Annotated in this window: 18 protein-coding genes; 12 read left to right on the forward strand and 6 right to left on the reverse strand. The window is 63.3% G+C overall.

From position 1 onward, the window contains the following. Positions 1–4: 4 nt before the first annotated feature. The 4 genes from G7048_RS06975 to G7048_RS06990 form a co-directional block, all read right to left on the reverse strand. Positions 5–925, reverse strand: coding sequence for an ABC transporter permease (locus G7048_RS06975; RefSeq protein ID WP_166070845.1), 921 nt, complete (start codon positions 923–925; stop codon positions 5–7). A gap of 61 nt (positions 926–986) precedes the next feature. After that, the gene (locus G7048_RS06980) at positions 987–2,207 is read right to left on the reverse strand and encodes a M20 aminoacylase family protein (RefSeq protein ID WP_166067432.1); all 1,221 of its coding nucleotides are present in this window, start codon (positions 2,205–2,207) and stop codon (positions 987–989) included. A gap of 1 nt (position 2,208) precedes the next feature. Next, positions 2,209–3,192, reverse strand: coding sequence for an ABC transporter permease (locus tag G7048_RS06985; protein ID WP_166067433.1), 984 nt, complete (start codon positions 3,190–3,192; stop codon positions 2,209–2,211). A gap of 376 nt (positions 3,193–3,568) precedes the next feature. Next, positions 3,569–4,606 (reverse strand): porin, encoded by a 1,038-nt coding sequence (locus G7048_RS06990; RefSeq protein ID WP_166067434.1) that lies wholly within the window; start codon positions 4,604–4,606, stop codon positions 3,569–3,571. Between the two features lie 308 nt (positions 4,607–4,914). Here G7048_RS06990 and coq7 point away from each other — a divergent pair, with 308 nt between their 5' ends. After that, entirely contained in the window at positions 4,915–5,532 is a 618-nt protein-coding gene (gene coq7 / locus G7048_RS06995; RefSeq protein WP_166067435.1) for a 2-polyprenyl-3-methyl-6-methoxy-1,4-benzoquinone monooxygenase, read from the forward strand. Positions 5,533–5,568: 36 nt separating this feature from the next. Here coq7 and G7048_RS07000 read toward each other — a convergent pair whose 3' ends face one another. Beyond that, entirely contained in the window at positions 5,569–6,018 is a 450-nt protein-coding gene (locus G7048_RS07000) for an OsmC family protein (RefSeq protein ID WP_166067436.1), read from the reverse strand. Between the two features lie 321 nt (positions 6,019–6,339). Here G7048_RS07000 and ilvA point away from each other — a divergent pair, with 321 nt between their 5' ends. Genes ilvA through G7048_RS07015 form a run of 3 tightly spaced genes read left to right on the forward strand, consistent with a single transcriptional unit; the run spans position 6,340 to position 9,350 of the window. Continuing rightward, positions 6,340–7,914: a threonine ammonia-lyase, biosynthetic gene (ilvA, locus tag G7048_RS07005; RefSeq protein ID WP_166067437.1), complete on the forward strand. Its 1,575-nt coding sequence runs from the start codon at positions 6,340–6,342 to the stop codon at positions 7,912–7,914. 30 nt (positions 7,915–7,944) lie between these two features. Then, the gene (locus G7048_RS07010) at positions 7,945–8,787 is read left to right on the forward strand and encodes an adenosylcobinamide-GDP ribazoletransferase (RefSeq protein WP_166067438.1); all 843 of its coding nucleotides are present in this window, start codon (positions 7,945–7,947) and stop codon (positions 8,785–8,787) included. Next, positions 8,784–9,350, forward strand: a complete 567-nt coding sequence (locus tag G7048_RS07015) for a histidine phosphatase family protein (protein ID WP_166067439.1) — start codon at positions 8,784–8,786, stop codon at positions 9,348–9,350. Before G7048_RS07010 ends, G7048_RS07015 begins: the two co-directional genes overlap by 4 nt. Before the next feature lie 21 nt (positions 9,351–9,371). Here G7048_RS07015 and G7048_RS07020 read toward each other — a convergent pair whose 3' ends face one another. Next, complete coding sequence (locus tag G7048_RS07020) at positions 9,372–9,905, reverse strand: type II secretion system protein N (RefSeq protein ID WP_240933199.1); 534 nt, start codon at positions 9,903–9,905, stop codon at positions 9,372–9,374. A gap of 101 nt (positions 9,906–10,006) precedes the next feature. Between G7048_RS07020 and gspG the strand changes: the two genes are divergently transcribed. The 8 genes from gspG to gspN all read left to right on the forward strand — a co-directional run bounded on the left by gspG (position 10,007) and on the right by gspN (position 15,776). After that, positions 10,007–10,459 carry a type II secretion system major pseudopilin GspG gene (gene gspG / locus G7048_RS07025; protein WP_166067441.1) on the forward strand — a complete coding sequence of 151 codons (453 nt, stop codon included), beginning with the start codon at positions 10,007–10,009 and terminating at the stop codon, positions 10,457–10,459. A gap of 66 nt (positions 10,460–10,525) precedes the next feature. Next, entirely contained in the window at positions 10,526–10,951 is a 426-nt protein-coding gene (locus G7048_RS07030; RefSeq protein WP_166067442.1) for a prepilin-type N-terminal cleavage/methylation domain-containing protein, read from the forward strand. Continuing rightward, entirely contained in the window at positions 10,948–11,328 is a 381-nt protein-coding gene (gene gspI, locus G7048_RS07035) for a type II secretion system minor pseudopilin GspI (RefSeq protein WP_166067443.1), read from the forward strand. Before G7048_RS07030 ends, gspI begins: the two co-directional genes overlap by 4 nt. Positions 11,329–11,334: 6 nt before the next feature. Continuing rightward, a complete protein-coding gene (locus G7048_RS07040) occupies positions 11,335–12,033 on the forward strand; it encodes a type II secretion system protein J (protein WP_166067444.1) in 699 nt (232 codons plus the stop codon). Further along, a complete protein-coding gene (gspK, locus tag G7048_RS07045) occupies positions 12,030–13,058 on the forward strand; it encodes a type II secretion system minor pseudopilin GspK (protein WP_240933200.1) in 1,029 nt (342 codons plus the stop codon). The genes G7048_RS07040 and gspK overlap by 4 nt, the downstream gene beginning before the upstream one ends. 67 nt (positions 13,059–13,125) lie before the next feature. Then, positions 13,126–14,361 (forward strand): type II secretion system protein GspL, encoded by a 1,236-nt coding sequence (gene gspL / locus G7048_RS07050; RefSeq protein ID WP_166067445.1) that lies wholly within the window; start codon positions 13,126–13,128, stop codon positions 14,359–14,361. Further along, positions 14,358–14,915 carry a type II secretion system protein GspM gene (gene gspM, locus G7048_RS07055; RefSeq protein ID WP_166067446.1) on the forward strand — a complete coding sequence of 186 codons (558 nt, stop codon included), beginning with the start codon at positions 14,358–14,360 and terminating at the stop codon, positions 14,913–14,915. Before gspL ends, gspM begins: the two co-directional genes overlap by 4 nt. 30 nt (positions 14,916–14,945) lie before the next feature. Then, on the forward strand, positions 14,946–15,776 hold the full coding sequence (gene gspN, locus G7048_RS07060) for a type II secretion system protein N (protein WP_166067447.1): 831 nt from the start codon (positions 14,946–14,948) through the stop codon (positions 15,774–15,776). Position 15,777: the final 1 nt, after the last annotated feature.

Raw genomic sequence — 15,777 nt, forward strand, 5'->3', positions numbered from 1 at the left:
TCCCTCAACGAAGACGTGGGTTGAGGGCATCGCGCAACCAGTCGCCCAGAAGATTCACCGACAGCGCGATCAGCACCAGCATCGCGCCGGGAAACACCGTGATCCACCACTCGCCGGAAAACAGGTAATCGTTGCCGATGCGGATCAGCGTGCCGAGCGACGGCGATGTGGGGGGCGCGCCAACGCCGAGAAAAGACAGGGTCGCCTCGGTGATGATGGCGGTCGCCACCTGAATCGTGGCCAGCACCATGACGGGCCCAAGCACGTTGGGCAGCACATGGCGGCGCATGATGCGAAACGGCGGCACGCCCGTCACGCGCGCGGCCTGCACGTATTCCTTGCCGTACTCGACCATGGTGCTTGCGCGCACCGTGCGCGCGTATTGCACCCAGCCGTTGCTGCCTGCAAATGCGATGGCCAGCACCAGCACCGCGAACGCCACGCCCTCCGCCGCGTTGGGATAGACGGCGCGCGCAACGCCTGCAATCAGCAGCGCGACCAGAATTGCGGGGAATGAGGACACCACATCGCATGCACGCATCAGCATCGCGTTGATCCAGCCGCCTTTGGCACCGGACACGAGCCCGAGCGTCACGCCGATCACGATGGACAGCGCCACCGACACAAAGCCGACGATGAGCGAAATGCGTGCGCCGTAGATCAACGCAGAGAGAATGTCGCGGCCTTGGTCGTCGGTGCCGAGCGGATATTTCCACGTGCCCTGCTCGATCCAGGCGGGCGGCAGACGCGCATCCGACAGCTCCAGCGTCGTCAGATCGAACGGGTTGTGCGGCGCGACCCAGCCGGCAAACACCGAACAGAAAATGCAGATGAGCGCGATGACGGCAGCACTGATCGCGACGGGCGACGAGCGGAAGCTGTGCGCCACATCGCTGTCCCACCAGTGGGCCAGAGTTTGTTTTATCGACATGACGGGGTGCGCTTTCTGTGAATCTGCTTCATCTTCTGTGTGTTTTTCAACATCGTCATTCCGCCACACTGAGCGGCATGCCTTGCTCGATCAATCCCGCATGCAGCGCAGCGCCCAGCGGAAGGATGTCGTCGTTGAAGTCGTACCGGCTGTTGTGCAGCGTGCTGTTGCCCGCGCCCATGCCCTGACCGATACGCAGGTACGCACCGGGTTTGTTCTGCAGCAGGAACGAGAAATCCTCTGCGCCCATGCTGGGTTCGAGATCGCGCACCACGTTCTCCGCGCCGACAATGGACGCTGCCACGTCTGCGGCAAAGCGAGCTTCGCTTTCGGTGTTGATGGTGGCCGGATAGATGCGCTCGTATCGCACATTCACGCTCGCGCCCAAGCCCATGGCAATGCCGTTGCAGACCTCCTGAATGCGGCGCTCGACCATCTGCTGCACGGCGGGATCGAACGAGCGCACGGTGCCGACCAGCGTCGCGCTGCCGGGCAATACGCTGAAGGCACCCAGATCGCCCGCCTGCACGGCACACAGGCTGATCACGGCGCTGTCGAGCGGCCGCACGTTGCGGGACACGATGCCCTGCACCGCCGTGATGATGTGGCCCGCGACCAGCACCACATCCACGGTTTGATAGGGATGCGCGCCATGGCCGCCGCGGCCCGTGATCTCGATGGTGATGCGATCGGCCGCAGCCATCATCGCGCCATCGTTGAGGCCGACCGTGCCGGGCTTCATCTGCGGCCAGTTGTGCATGGCGAAGACGGATTGCATCGGAAAACGCTCGAACAGGCCGTCCTCGATCATCACGCGCGCACCGCCCAGACCTTCTTCGGCCGGCTGAAAAATGAGCGCTGCCGTACCGTCAAATTGCCTTGTGGCTGCCAGATAGCGCGCCGCGCCGAGCAACATGGTCACATGTCCATCGTGGCCACAGCCGTGCATCAGGCCGGGCTTGGACGACTTCCAAGTGAACTCGTTGTGCTCCTGCATGGGCAGCGCGTCCATGTCGGCTCGCAGGCCCATCATGCTGCCGCTGGCACGCGTCTGTCCGTGAATCAGCGCGACCATGCCGGTCTTGCCGATGTGCTCATGCACCTCGTCCACGCCACACAGACGCAGCGCTTCCGAGATGCGTTTGCTGGTGTACTTCTCTTCAAAGCCCAGTTCCGGGTGCGCATGCAGATCGCGCCGGAACGCGGTGAGTTCGGGATGCAGGCGTGCAATGTGCGCAAAGGCACGACCACCAGCCTTGATTCGAGCGGCCTGCATCTCAATGCCCCCCTGCTTTGCCAGCAATGCCAAGGCGCGGATCGACGGCAAAGTACAGCATGTCCACGACCAGATTGATGATCACGAAGATCAGCGCAATCAGGCAGAGATAGGCGGCCATCACCGGAATGTCGGCATACATCACCGCCTGAATAAACAGCAGGCCCATGCCCGGCCACTGGAACACGGTCTCGGTGATGATAGCGAACGCGATCAGCCCGCCCAACTGCAGGCCGGTGATGGTCATCACCGGCACCAGCGTGTTCTTGAGTGCGTGACCGAAATAGATCGCCCGGTCCGTCAGGCCCCGCGCACGCGCGAACTTGATGTAGTCCGTGCGCAGCACTTCGAGCATCTCGGCCCGTACCAGCCGCATGATCAGCGTGAGCTGAAAAATCGCCAGCGTGATCGCGGGCAGCGTGATGTGATGCCAGCCCTTGGCCGTGAGCAACCCCGTGCTCCACCAGCCCAGCTGGATCACGTCACCACGACCAAAGCTCGGAAACCAGCCGAGCGTGACCGAGAACACGAGAATCAACAGAATGCCGATGAGGAAGGTCGGCAGCGACACGCCAAGCAGGGACAGCGTCATGAACACCTGGCTCAGGAACGTGCCGCGCTTGAGCGCCGCGTACACCCCCATGGGTATGCCGACCACCAACGCAATCAGCGCCGCCACCAAGGCCAGTTCGAGCGTGGCAGGAAAGCGTTCCGCAATCAGACGGGATACCTTCGCGCCCTGCCGCAGACTCAGGCCGAAGTCGCCCTGAGCGGCATTCACCAGAAAGTGCCAGAACTGCACAACAAAGGGTTGGTCCAGCCCCAGCGAAGCGCGCAGCTCCTGGATCTGCTGCGGCGTGGCATCCTGCCCCAGCATGGTGACGACGGGGTCACCGACGTACTGGAAAAGCATGAACGAAATGAACGCAACCGTGACCATCACGATCACGGCTTGAATCAGTCGGCGCAGGATGAAGGCGAGCATGTGGTGCGGGGAGTCCTTGATTCTTCTTCAGTGCGCTGTAGCAGGAAGCCTGCCAACGTCATCGCCCTGTCCAATAGTCATCACTATGCCGTTACGCACGGCGGAATTGCCGCCGGGAAATCCCTGACAGACAAATCGACGCGTGTCTGGACATTTGCATTGCGTGCAAGAGACGCGCCGAAATGGCGCACGATCCCACAGTCCGCCAAGGGGTATCGGCGTCTCGGCGACACAGACGCATCACGGATCAACCGCTTCCATCACGATTGACGCCCTGGCGAGCGACGGAAGGAGAAAGCAGGGACGAAAAAAAACCGCCGCTCCGAAGAGTGGCGGTTTTCATTTCTAACTCAAGCTGGCAGATGCCAGCCGGAAATTAGAAGGAGTGGCGGATACCAACTTGCAGGCCGGTTTGAGCCTTGCCAGCGCCAGGACCGTCTGTGTTCAGCTGCTTGGAAGCCAGACCCAGGTTTGCGCCGTCCTTGTTCTTCAGGTACGACACGTTGCCGTACACAGCAGTGCGCTTGGACAGGTTGTACACGTAGCCCAGGCTCAGCTGGTGCGACTTGCCGTCGTCAAAAGCCTTTTGGTCGTACAGAGCGTACTGGATCTTGACTTCGCCAGCGCCCACTGGAGCGGAAGCACCCAGCATGTAAGCGTTAACCTTTTGGTTCGACAGGCCGTCGCGCTTGTCGCGAGTCTGTTGAACGATACCGTTCAGCTTCACAACGTTCAGGTTGTACGAAGCACCCAGTGTCAGGGCGTTGCGATCGCGGTTAGCGGCAACAGTGTCACGGTCGTCGTAGGACAGAGCAACGCTCAGAGGGCCGTTGTCATATGCAACGTAACCACCCATGTAGCGACCAGCGTGGCCGGAAGTTTGCTCGTCGAAACCGTAACCGAAGGCAGCGTTGAAGCCACCCATGTTAGGTGTGTAGTACGAAACCATGTTGCTCGAACGGATGCCGTTGGCATCGCCAGCTGTACCGTACCAGTTGCTCCAGCCCATGAATTGGCCAATACCGGTTTGGTTGAACAGATCGTAGGAGCTGGTCTTGGTGTAGCCAGGGGTCAGGTCACGGCCCAGACGCACTTCACCGAAGCCGCCGGACAGGGACACTGTCGAACGACGCTTGAAGTTGAAGCCAGCGGAGTTGCCGTCATCACCGAAGATTTCGCCTTCCAGCCAGAAGCCAGCCTTCAGACCGCCACCCAGATCTTCCACGCCGCGGAAGCCGATACGGCTGGTGTAGTTGCCGGAAGTGTAAACGCCGTACTTGCTGTCGCCAGCTGCATTGGCCTTGTTCACGTAGCCGATACCAGTGTCGACGATACCGAACAGGGTCACGGAAGATTGAGCCATCGCAGCGCCGGAGGAAGCCAGCACAGCCAGGGCAATCAGTGATTTTTTCATTGCGAGTTACTCCAAGGTTAAACAGAGGGCCCTGGATCAAGGGGACTAGAGGCACATACTTCTGTGCAGCCCGCCGGTTCCCCCGGGCCAACCTCCTGGTGGGGAAGTTAGTCCTATTGCAACAGAGGTGGCGATCTTTCGCAAAGGAATTCCCTCACAAAGCGCCGAAATGCCGGAATTCCGTTGCGGTGCTGCAACACCACCCAACCCATAGTTAAAGCACTCAAATGGTGCCTCGTCAACCCGGCAATACGGCTATTTTTGTAAACAACCTATAGATGGCTCGATTCTGCCGACAATAGAGCCCAATGGACCACATCCTCAGAACCGCGGACGCCGCGCTCCGTACCCTTTTTGCATCACCCAAGGCAAGTGAGCCCTCGCCAGCGGGTCGTTTTGACGAGCCCGAACTGAGCAACGACGAGCGCCGCCTCTCCGGCGCGCTGATGCGCGTGAACCACGTGGGCGAGGTGTGCGCGCAGGCGCTGTACCTTTCTCAAGCAGCTGTCACCCGCGATCCGCAGTTGCGCGAAAGCCTGCTCGAGTCGGCCCGCGAAGAACTGGATCATCTGGCCTGGACCCGCGACCGTCTCGACGCCCTTGGCAGCCGCCCTAGCCTGCTCAATCCACTGTGGTTTGCGGGCGCATTCGCCATCGGCCTAGGGGCCGCAAAAATCAGCGACAGGATCAGCCTCGGCTTTGTCGTGGAAACGGAACGGCAGGTATCCGAACATCTGCAAGGCCATCTGGGCACTCTGCCCGAAGCCGACACACCCTCGCGTCAAGTGGTCGCCCGCATGCAACAGGACGAGGAGCGCCATGCCGCCCAGGCGCTTGCAGCGGGAGCGCAGGAGCTGCCCACGCCCGCCCGCCTGCTGATGAAGGCCGCCGCCAAGGTCATGACGACGACCGCTCACTATATATAGAGCGCATAGAGCGCCCTTGGCTCCTCAGGGGCAGCTTCAGGCTTCGACGATGTCGAAACCCGTCGTGATTTCGGCCGTCTTGCCCAGCATGATGCTGGCCGAGCAGTACTTCTCGTGACTCATCGCAATCGCGCGCTCTACCGCAGCGGCAGGAATGCCCTTGCCGGTCACGGTGAACTGCATGTGGATCTTGGTGAACACCTTGGGATCGGTCTCGGCGCGCTCCGAGGTGAGCTTGACGCTGCAGCCACGCACATCATGGCGACCGCGCTTGAGAATCAGCACCACGTCGTAAGCCGTGCAGCCGCCAGTTCCAGCGAGCACGGTTTCCATGGGGCGCGGCGCCAGATTCTGGCCGCCGTTCTGCGGATTGTTGGCATCGGGTGCGCCGTCCATGGCCAGAACATGGCCGCTGCCGGTCTCTGCCACAAAGCCCATTCCGGAGCGGGTTCCCGAGTTGCCGGTCCAGCTGACTGTGCATTCCATTGTTTGATTCCTCAAAAGTGACTCGCCAACGCAACACCACGCTGCGTCACGAAAAATTCATGCTGATTTTGCTGCATCGCAGCAAGATTTGGGAGTAGAATTCAACTCATGCGCTAAACGACGCTGGAAACAGCCAATTTAGTGCGCCAATTGTCTCCTCCATCTCCTCAAAGGATGGATTTGGCCCCGGACTTCACAGTTTGGGGCCATTTTTTTGCCTTTTTGAACGTCAACTACCTGCGCCCGCCCTGCGGACAGGCCAGCTTGTTCCTATGATGGCGGCCCAAGCACTGCCATCGATCAGTGCCAACGGACCGCCAGATGACAAACAAACAACAGACACTCAGCCCCTTCGACTACCTCAAGAAGATCCTGACCGCCCGCGTCTACGACGTCGCTGTCGAGTCCGATCTGCAGGTCGCCAAGGCCCTCAGCCGCCGCCTGCACAACAAGGTGCTGCTCAAGCGCGAAGACCAGCAACCCGTGTTCAGCTTCAAGCTGCGCGGTGCCTACAACAAGATGGCGCAGCTCACGCCCGAGCAGCTCGCACGCGGCGTGATTTGCGCATCGGCTGGCAACCACGCGCAGGGGGTGGCGATGAGCGCATCCAAGCTCGGCACGCGAGCCGTGATTGTGATGCCAACCACGACGCCTCAACTCAAGATTGACGCAGTGAAAACCCTCGGTGGCGAGGTGGTGCTGAGCGGCGAAAGCTACAACGATGCCTACGACCACGCGGCCAAGCTGCAGAAGGAAGAAGGCCTGACCTTCGTGCATCCGTTCGATGATCCGGACGTGATCGCTGGTCAGGGCACGATTGCCATGGAAGTGCTGCGCCAACTGCAGGCACTTGGCAGCAACAAGCTCGACGCGGTGTTCGTCGCCATCGGCGGCGGCGGCCTGATCTCGGGGGTGGCCAACTACATCAAGGCCGTGCGTCCCGACATCAAGGTGATCGGTGTGCAAATGAACGACTCGGACGCGATGATGCAGTCGGTCGCCAATCACGCGCGCGTGACGCTGCCGGACGTGGGTCTGTTCTCGGATGGCACCGCCGTGAAGCTGGTCGGCGAGGAAACCTTCCGCGTGGCGAGCAATCTGGTGGACGACTACATCCTCGTGGACACCGACGCCGTCTGCGCCGCCATCAAGGACATCTTTGTCGACACACGCTCCATCGTCGAGCCCGCCGGTGCGCTGGCCGTGGCCGCGATCAAGCAGTATGTCGCCAAGCACAAGACCAAGGGCGAGACCTACGCCGCGATTCTGTGCGGCGCGAACATGAACTTCGACCGCCTGCGCTTCGTCGCCGAGCGCGCCGAGGTCGGTGAAGAGCGCGAAGCCCTGTTCGCCGTGACGATTCCCGAAGAACGCGGCAGCTTCAAGCGTTTCTGCGAAGTGGTCGGCACTCTGCCCGGTGCCACCCGCAATGTGACCGAGTTCAACTACCGCATCAGCGATTCCAAGCGCGCCCATGTGTTCGTCGGCCTGACCACGAACGGCCGTGGCGAATCGGAAAAGATCGCCAAGAACTTCGTGAAGAACGGCTTCGATGCGCTCGACCTCACGCACGATGAACTGGCCAAGGAACACCTGCGCCACCTCGTCGGCGGCCATTCGTCGCTCGCGCAGGATGAGCGCCTGATGCGCTTCACCTTCCCCGAGCGTCCAGGCGCGCTGCTCAAGTTCCTGAGCCTGATGCAGCCGCACTGGAACATCAGCCTGTTCCACTACCGCAATCAGGGCGCGGACTATGGCCGCATTCTCGTGGGCATGCAGGTGCCACCGGAAGACGCGGCCGAGTTCGACCAGTTTCTCAAGGCACTGGGCTACCCCTATGTCGAAGAGACGCTCAATCCCGCCTACCGTCTGTTCCTGCAGGCCAACGGCCGCTGATCGCATAGCACCACGAAACGCCGCCACGACATGCAAGCGATCCGCCACTATCTGCTGGCCGTGCAGTTCTTCACGCGCATTCCGGTGAGCGGGCGGCTGGCGAACTGGGTAGGCTACAGCCCCGCCATGCTGCGCGCGAGTGCCGCACATTTCCCCGGCGTGGGCTGGCTGGTGGCGGTGATTGCAGCAGTCAGCTTTGGTGCGATCAGTTGCTTGCTGGGCCCGCAGCAGACCTTCACTCCGCTGGTGGCTGCGGTGCTCAGCACCATCGTCACGGTGATGGCGACGGGCGGATTCCATGAGGATGGCCTCGCCGACGTAGCCGATGGTCTGGGCGGTGGTTACCAGCGCGAGCGCGTGCTCGAAATCATGAAGGATTCGCGCATCGGTGCCTTTGGCGCGATGGCGCTGGTGCTGGCGTTCACGGCCAAGTTCGCGCTGCTCGCGCAGTTGGGAAACCAAGGACTGGCGATTGCGCTGTGGTCGCTGCTCGGCGGCCATGTCGTGTCGCGCTTCTGGCCGCTGATCGCCGTGCGCACGCTGCCGCACGTGGGCGACACCGCCACATCCAAAAGCAAGCCGCTGGCCGATCAGATCACCATGGGTGCTTTGATCACGGCGCTGCTGTGGTGCGTGATCCCCGTGCTGCTGTTCACGCTGGCTCTTGGCTGGCAGGCAGCGTTGGCCGCCATCGTCTGCAGTGGAATCGGCGCTGGCTGGATGCTCTGGCGATTCCAAAAACGCCTGCAGGGCTTCACTGGCGACTGCCTTGGCACGATCCAGCAGGTGAGTGAAATCGCCTTCTATCTGGGCGTGGCCATCGTGGCGGGTCAGCAAGGCATCGCGCCAGTTCTGCCGTGGCAAACGCTGTGAGCCAAGCCCCGCGCTTGTGGCTGGTGCGGCACGCGAGGCCGTTGATCGAGACAGGTGTTTGTTATGGACAGCTGGATGTCGCCGCAGATGAGGATCACACCAAAGCAAGTGCACACCAACTGCACGCAACCCTGCCACGCGAAATACAGACGATCCATTGCTCGCCGCTGCAACGCTGCCAGCAATTGGCCCATGCGCTGCTGTCCGCAAGATCAGGCACCGCCCGAACCGATGCGAGGCTTCAGGAAATGGACTTCGGCACTTGGGAAGGCCAACGCTGGGACGCCATCGCGCGCGCAGAACTCGATGCTTGGACGGACAATTTCACAGCTTACCAACCCGGCAATGGCGAGTCGCTGCAGACCATGCTCACCCGAGTGAAAGAGGTGCTGCACGACGCTCGCCAGCAAGAGAAAGATGTTGTCTGGATCACCCACGCAGGCGTGATTCGCTGCGTGATCTGGCTTCTGGAGCATGGCGACCGCAAGCCGCAAGCCAGCGAATGGACGATGGCAGCACCCGGGTTCGGCGAGTGGTTTCCGCTGCCACTCACGCCTCCATGATCGCTACTTAATTGAAAGCAATCATTGCCCTTGGGCTGGATGCAGATCGGGCGGCGCGATGCCCGGAGTCGTGCCCTGCGGCATCATCGGCGACTGAACGACTGGTGGGGCCACAGGTGGTGGCTGATAGGCCGGAGCAGGCAGGCCACCCACAGGCGCGTTCGCAGCCAACTTGAGCGGCATCTGCAGCGTCACCGCCGTGGGGCCGTTGGGCGTGAAGCCCAGATGCGCCTCGCGCTTGTTCACCGACACCAGCACCATGCCCTCGGCCACTTCCGCACCGATGCGGTAATGCTTGGCGGGCTTGCCGTCCACCTCGATCAGCGCCGCGCCGTGACCGCTGCGCGTGCCAGCCAGCACGCCGATCAGGGTGTAGCGCGTGGGGGCCGCCGAAGCGGGCTTGGCGGCGACCTCCGTGCCACCCAACGCACGCACCAGCGAAGGAATGTCCACCACCGTCGGCGCAGCGGGCAGCGCAGGCGCGCCCTGACCCAGTTGCGAGGCCGAGAGCTTGAGCCCCCAGAAAACCACACAGGCGATTGCCAGAAACCACAAAACAAAGGTTCCTGCGCCCACCTTCCAACGGCTATATGTGTTTGTCACCATCACGCGATTATGATTGACCCGATAACCACATTCCAAGTCGATTCGACGACATGCTGCAAACTGCTCAATCTCTGGCCCGTTCCACCCGCCGCAAAATCGCGCGCGGCTTCACTCTGATCGAGTTGATGGTCGTGCTCGTCATCATCGGCGTGCTGGCCGCGCTGATCGTTCCCAACGTGCTCGACCGCGCCGACGACGCGCGCAGCACCGCGGCACGCACCGACATCACCAACCTGATGCAGGCGCTCAAGATGTACCGCCTCGACAACCAGCGCTACCCCACGGCCGACCAAGGCCTGCAGGCGCTGATCGCCAAGCCCGGCAGTGGCCCGGCGCCCAACAACTGGCGTCCCTACCTGGAAAAGTTGCCCAACGACCCATGGGGCCGTCCTTACCAGTACCTGAGCCCCGGCGTGAAGGGCGAAGTGGACGTCATGTCCTTTGGCGCAGACGGTCAATCCGGCGGCGAAGGCAAGAACGCGGACATCGGCAGCTGGCAATAAGCCAGACATTGGCCGCGCTCCGTGCTTTCCGCTTTTTCCGATCCACCACCCGCTTTCTCCCGAACCATGACACGCGCACACCGGGGCTTCACACTGCTGGAGCTGCTGGTGGTGCTGTCCATCGTCGCGCTCGCCACAGTCGGCGTGAGCTTTGCCATGCGCGACAACGGCGCGACCGAGCTGCAGCGCGAAGGTGAACGCCTTGCCGTACTGCTGGAGACCGCACGCGCGCAATCGCGTGCATCGGGCACGGCCGTGCGCTGGCGAACCACCGAGCAGGGCTTTCTGTTCGAAGGACTGCCCAATCTGAAGCTGCCCGAGCGCTGGCTGACCAACGGCACGCGCACCAGCGGCCCATCGCAGTTGTGGCTCGGCCCCGAACCCATCATCAGCGCCCAGCAGGTCTGGGTGGTGAACGACGCCGTCCCCGGCCGCGCGATCCGCGTGGGCACGGACGGCGTGCGCGCATTCACGGTGGAGTCCATGCAATGACGATGCAGCGCACCGCACGGACTTGCCGACAAGGCGGCTTTACGCTCATCGAAGTGCTGGTCGCACTCGCCATCGTGGCGATTGCGCTCACCGCGGGAACGCAGGCCACGTCCGCGCTCATGACCAACGCCACGCGCCAGACCGACGTGATGCTCGGCCATATCTGCGCGCAGAACGAACTGGTGAAGGCGCGCCTGATGCGCGAGTTGCCCGCCTACGGCGATCAGCAGAGCCTGTGCGAGCAGGCCGGACGCCGCTACCAGGTGGTGACCACCGTGTCGCCGCTGCCCAATCCGCAGTTCCGCCGCGTCGATGCGCAGGTCTTCGACGAGCGCTATCCGGTGATCCGCGTGTCCACCATCGTGGGAAGGTACTGAGCCATCATGGGTGCCTTTCCTCATTTTTCCCGAACCTCACGCGGCTTCACGCTGATCGAGCTGCTGGTGGCGATCACCATCATGTCGATCATCGCGCTCCTGAGCTGGCGCGGCATCGACGGCATGGTGCGCTCGCAGCAGATCACGCGCGAGCGCTCGAACCAGCTCGTGGTGATCCAGAACGCTCTGGCGCAATGGCAGTCCGACCTTGATGCCCTCCAGCCTGTGGACAACACCACGCCGATCAACTGGGACGGCCAGGTGCTGCGCATCACGCGGCGCACCACACAGCAGCCCGATCAGGGCGTGATCGTCGTCGCCTGGGCGATGCGTTCGTCGAACGGAGTGCAGCAATGGCTGCGCTGGCAGTCGCCCCCCGTCAACACGCGTGCGGCATGGACTGCCGCCTGGCAGACCGCCAGCCAATGGGCGCGCACGCCATCGACCAGCGAAGCGCAGCGCGAGACCGCGCTCTTCCCACTGGCCAGCTTGCAGCTTTTCTACTTCGTCGGCGGTGCCTGGGGCAACGCGCAATCCAGCGCCGGTGGCTCGTATGCCGAGCAGACGCTGGGCGGGTTGAGCACGGCTGCCGCCTCCGTGCCCGAAGGCATTCGCGTGCAGATCATGCTGCCCGAAGGCGGCGCGATCACCGGCACGATCACGCAGGACTGGGTCAACCCCGTGCTGGGCGGCAACAAGACATGAAGGCGATCATGACGCAGCACGCGCACCAGCCCCATCGCTCATCATCGCCACGCGAGCGCGGCGCGGCGCTGCTGGCTGCCATGCTGACGGTGGCGCTCGTCGCCACGTTCGCCGCATCGGCCATGTGGCAGCAGTGGCGCGCCATCGAGGTCGAATCCGCCGAGCGCTCGCGCATCCAGTCGGCGTGGATTCTGGTCGGCGCGCTCGACTGGTCGCGGTTGATCCTGCGTGAAGACTCGCTCGCACGCAACGACAGCACGGACAATCTCACCGAGCCGTGGTCGATTCCGCTCGAAGAAGCCCGCCTGTCGACCTTTCTTTCGGCGCAGAACAATGTCTCGCAGGCCGATGACGCCAGCGCGCAGACCGACAACGCCTTTCTCTCGGGCCGCGTGACCGACATGCAATCGCGCATGAACCTCACCAATCTGGTGAAGAACAAGGCCATCGATGAAACGGCGCTCGCGCAGTTCGAGCGCCTGTTCAGCTACTTGGGCCTGCAGCAAAGCGATGTGACGCTGATCTCCTCCAACATGTTGAAGGCGCAGGCCGCCAACTCCGGCGACGCGCAGAACTCGGCCATCCCGCTGATGCCGCAGACCATCTCGCAACTCAGCTGGTGGGGCGTGTCGCAGACCACCATCGCGCGCATTGCGCCCCACGTCACCATCCTGCCGATGCCCACCAAGGTCAACGTCAACACGGCGGGAGCCGAGGTCATCTGGGCGAGCGCTGTCGGGCTCGACATGTCGGACGCGCAGCGCATCATCCAGGCGCGCTCGTCCAACTACTACAAGACCGTCGCCGTCGCCGCCAAGGTGCTGAGCAAGCCTGAGCTGATGACATCGACGCTGTTCGATGTGTCCTCCGATTATTTCGAGGTGCGCGGGCGCATGCGCATCGACCAGACCATCGTCGAAGAGCGCTCGCTGGTCCTCAAGCAGCGCGGCAAGGTTCGCACCTTGTGGCGCGAGCGCGGCGGTTTCATTCGCAACGAGTCTGCCGACGCGATGGGCAAATCTTGATCACCGGGTACAAACGATGTCAGCCACCGTCACGCGTCGCCCCTAAAATGACGCGCGAACACCAGTCATGAGCACCCTCCTTCTTTATCTGCCTCCGGGCACGCCTGGGCCGACCACCGAGTTCAGCTACACGCTGACCGCGGACGGCCACACCGCAACCCGCCAAGCCAGCGCCAAGGCCACGAGGCTGCCCGATCCGGGCCGCACGGGCGAAGTCGTCGCCGTGGTGCCCGCTCGCGCACTGTCGTGGCAGCGGGTAACCCTGCCGCAAGGTGCCACCACGTCCGCCGTGCGCCTGCGCTCGGTGCTCGAAGGCCTGCTCGAAGAACAATTGCTCGACGAGCCCGCGCAACTGCATTTCGCGCTCGAGCCCAACGCCCAGATCGGCGAGCCCGCTTGGGTGGCCGTTTGCGATCGCGTCTGGTTGCGCGAGACGCTGCAACTGCTCGAATCCGTGGGCCGCAGCGTCGGGCGCATCGTCCCTGAATTCGCTCCGGGCGCCTCTGAATCCCGCGAGGTCTACGCGCTTGGTGTTCCCGAAGAAGCCCAGTTGGTGCTCACTTCCTCTGCTGTCGATCAGGCCGTGAACGTGCTGCCGCTGAACGCCGCCACGCTGGCGCTGGGCATGCAGAGCGCCGATCCCGATCAGCCCGTGCATGTGCGCGCCGAACCGGCCGTGGCAGGCATGACGGAAAAGCTGCTCAACCGCTCCGTCGAGCTGTCCACCGCCAGTCAGCGCTCACTGGTTGCAGCGCGCGGCAACTGGAATCTGGCGCAACTCGAATTCTCCAGCACCGGTCGCACGCGCGCCCTGCGCAGCGTGAGCGGTGGGCTGAATGCCTTTCTGCGTGCTCCGCAATGGCGCGCCGCACGTTGGGCGCTGGGCATCGCCATCGTCACGCAGATCATCGGCCTGAACGTGGCCGCGTACCAAGAACGCCAATCCCTCGTCGCCAAGGAAACCGGCATTCGCAGCACGCTGCAGCAGACCTTCCCCAACGTGAAGGTCGTGGTCGATGCGCCCGTGCAGATGGAGCGCGAAGTCGTCCAACTGCGGCAGGCCGCCGGCAGTCTCTCGCACCGTGATCTGGAGCCGCTGCTGGCAGCAGCAGGTTCCGCGCTCCCCGCCAATCAGGTTCCTTCGATGGTGGAGTTTGCCGATTCCGAGTTGAAGCTCACCGGCGTGGGCCTGTCCAATGAGGAACTGACCAACGTGAACCAGCGCCTGCGTGGCGACGGCTTCGAGGCGCGCACGCAAGGCCAGCAGCTCTTCATCCGCGCAGCCGAGGAGCGCCGCCCATGACGACAACCAACAAGAACGCCAGCGGCAAGTCCGCCGCGCTCGACGCTTTCAAGGAACGCTGGAAGACCCTCGCCGCACGCGAGCAGATGCTGGTGCTGATCGCCGCGAGCGTTGTGGGCCTCGCCGTCGTGTGGTGGGTGCTGCTGTCGCCCGCACTCAAGACCTTGCGAGCCGCACCTGCCGAACACGCGCAGCTCGACCGCCAACTGCAGCACATGCGCAGCCTGCAGCAGGAAGCGCTGGAGCTGCAGAAAGCCCCGCGCATGCAGGGCGACGATGCCACCCGCGTGCTGCAAAGCTCGCTGGCGCAAGCGCTGGGCTCGACCGCGCAGGTCTCTATCGTCGGCGACCGCGCCACGGTCACACTCAAGGCCGCGCCTGCTGCGGCCTTCGGCCAGTGGCTGGCGCAGGTGCGCAGCAGCGCGCGCGCCATTCCGATTCAGGCCAAGCTGGTGCGTACCAACGGCGCAGGCAAGTCCGGTGGCAATGCGCCGCAGACTTTGCCCGCGTTCTGGGAAGGCACGCTGGTGCTGTCTCTGCCGGTTGCAAACTGATGACGACGAAGAACAGGCAGCGCTGAATCCATGTCCCGCAAACAACGCAGCACCCGTGCCACCAGCCGCTTCTCGCGAACAAGCGCCAACAGCGTTCGCTCGCCGCGCGGCTGGGCCGTGCTCGGCGGCCTGCTCGGTGGGCTGACGATGCTGGGCCTGCAAGCGCCCGCCGCCTGGCTGGCCTCGGGCGTGAACAGCGCCACCAAGGGCCAGGTGCAGTTGCAGCAGGCTCGCGGCACGCTGTGGAACGGCTCCGCGCAACTGGTGCTCACCGGTGGCGAAGGCAGCTCCGACCAGGTCGCCCTGCCCGGCCGACTGAACTGGCAACTGCGCCCGGCCTTCGTCGGTGCCAATGTCGCACTGAACGCCGACTGCTGCACCACCACACCCGTACGCATGCATGCGGGCCTTCGCTGGAACGGCATGCAGCTCCAGGTCGCCAACAGCCAGAGCCAATGGCCGAGCGCCGTGCTCAGCGGCCTCGGCACGCCGTGGAACACCATACAGCCGCAAGGCCGCCTGTCGCTTGAAACCACCAACCTGCAGATCGACTGGAACGCCGGACGCATGGCGCTACAAGGCGATCTGCAACTGGACGCGCTCGACGTATCCTCCAAACTCTCCACCCTGAGCCCCATGGGCAGCTATCGCGTCAGCGTGCATGGCGGCGACAGCCCCACGCTCTCGCTCACCACCTTGAGCGGCGCGCTGCTGCTCAACGGATCGGGACAATGGGTGGGGCAGCGCTTGCGATTCACCGGCGAGGCCAAGGCCGCACCGGGCAGCGAATCGGCGCTTGCCAATCTCTTGAATATCCTTGGACGTCGCACCGGCGATCGTTCCATTCTCACCGTGGGTTGAA

The sequence above is a fragment of the Diaphorobacter sp. HDW4B genome, from assembly GCF_011305535.1.
In the GTDB taxonomy this organism is placed as follows: Bacteria; Pseudomonadota; Gammaproteobacteria; order Burkholderiales; family Burkholderiaceae_C; genus Diaphorobacter_A.

Excerpts from the sequence above, each read along its gene's own strand:
- G7048_RS06980 (WP_166067432.1), bottom strand. The coding sequence starts at position 2,207 with ATGCAGGCCGCTCGAATCAAGGCTGGTGGTCGTGCCTTTGCGCACATT.
- G7048_RS06985 (WP_166067433.1), bottom strand. The coding sequence starts at position 3,192 with ATGCTCGCCTTCATCCTGCGCCGACTGATTCAAGCCGTGATCGTGATG.
- G7048_RS06990 (WP_166067434.1), bottom strand. The coding sequence starts at position 4,606 with ATGAAAAAATCACTGATTGCCCTGGCTGTGCTGGCTTCCTCCGGCGCT.
- coq7 (WP_166067435.1), top strand. The coding sequence starts at position 4,915 with ATGGACCACATCCTCAGAACCGCGGACGCCGCGCTCCGTACCCTTTTT.
- G7048_RS07000 (WP_166067436.1), bottom strand. The coding sequence starts at position 6,018 with ATGGAATGCACAGTCAGCTGGACCGGCAACTCGGGAACCCGCTCCGGA.
- ilvA (WP_166067437.1), top strand. The coding sequence starts at position 6,340 with ATGACAAACAAACAACAGACACTCAGCCCCTTCGACTACCTCAAGAAG.
- G7048_RS07010 (WP_166067438.1), top strand. The coding sequence starts at position 7,945 with ATGCAAGCGATCCGCCACTATCTGCTGGCCGTGCAGTTCTTCACGCGC.
- gspG (WP_166067441.1), top strand. The coding sequence starts at position 10,007 with ATGCTGCAAACTGCTCAATCTCTGGCCCGTTCCACCCGCCGCAAAATC.
- G7048_RS07030 (WP_166067442.1), top strand. The coding sequence starts at position 10,526 with ATGACACGCGCACACCGGGGCTTCACACTGCTGGAGCTGCTGGTGGTG.
- gspI (WP_166067443.1), top strand. The coding sequence starts at position 10,948 with ATGACGATGCAGCGCACCGCACGGACTTGCCGACAAGGCGGCTTTACG.
- G7048_RS07040 (WP_166067444.1), top strand. The coding sequence starts at position 11,335 with ATGGGTGCCTTTCCTCATTTTTCCCGAACCTCACGCGGCTTCACGCTG.
- gspK (WP_240933200.1), top strand. The coding sequence starts at position 12,030 with ATGAAGGCGATCATGACGCAGCACGCGCACCAGCCCCATCGCTCATCA.
- gspL (WP_166067445.1), top strand. The coding sequence starts at position 13,126 with ATGAGCACCCTCCTTCTTTATCTGCCTCCGGGCACGCCTGGGCCGACC.
- gspM (WP_166067446.1), top strand. The coding sequence starts at position 14,358 with ATGACGACAACCAACAAGAACGCCAGCGGCAAGTCCGCCGCGCTCGAC.
- gspN (WP_166067447.1), top strand. The coding sequence starts at position 14,946 with ATGTCCCGCAAACAACGCAGCACCCGTGCCACCAGCCGCTTCTCGCGA.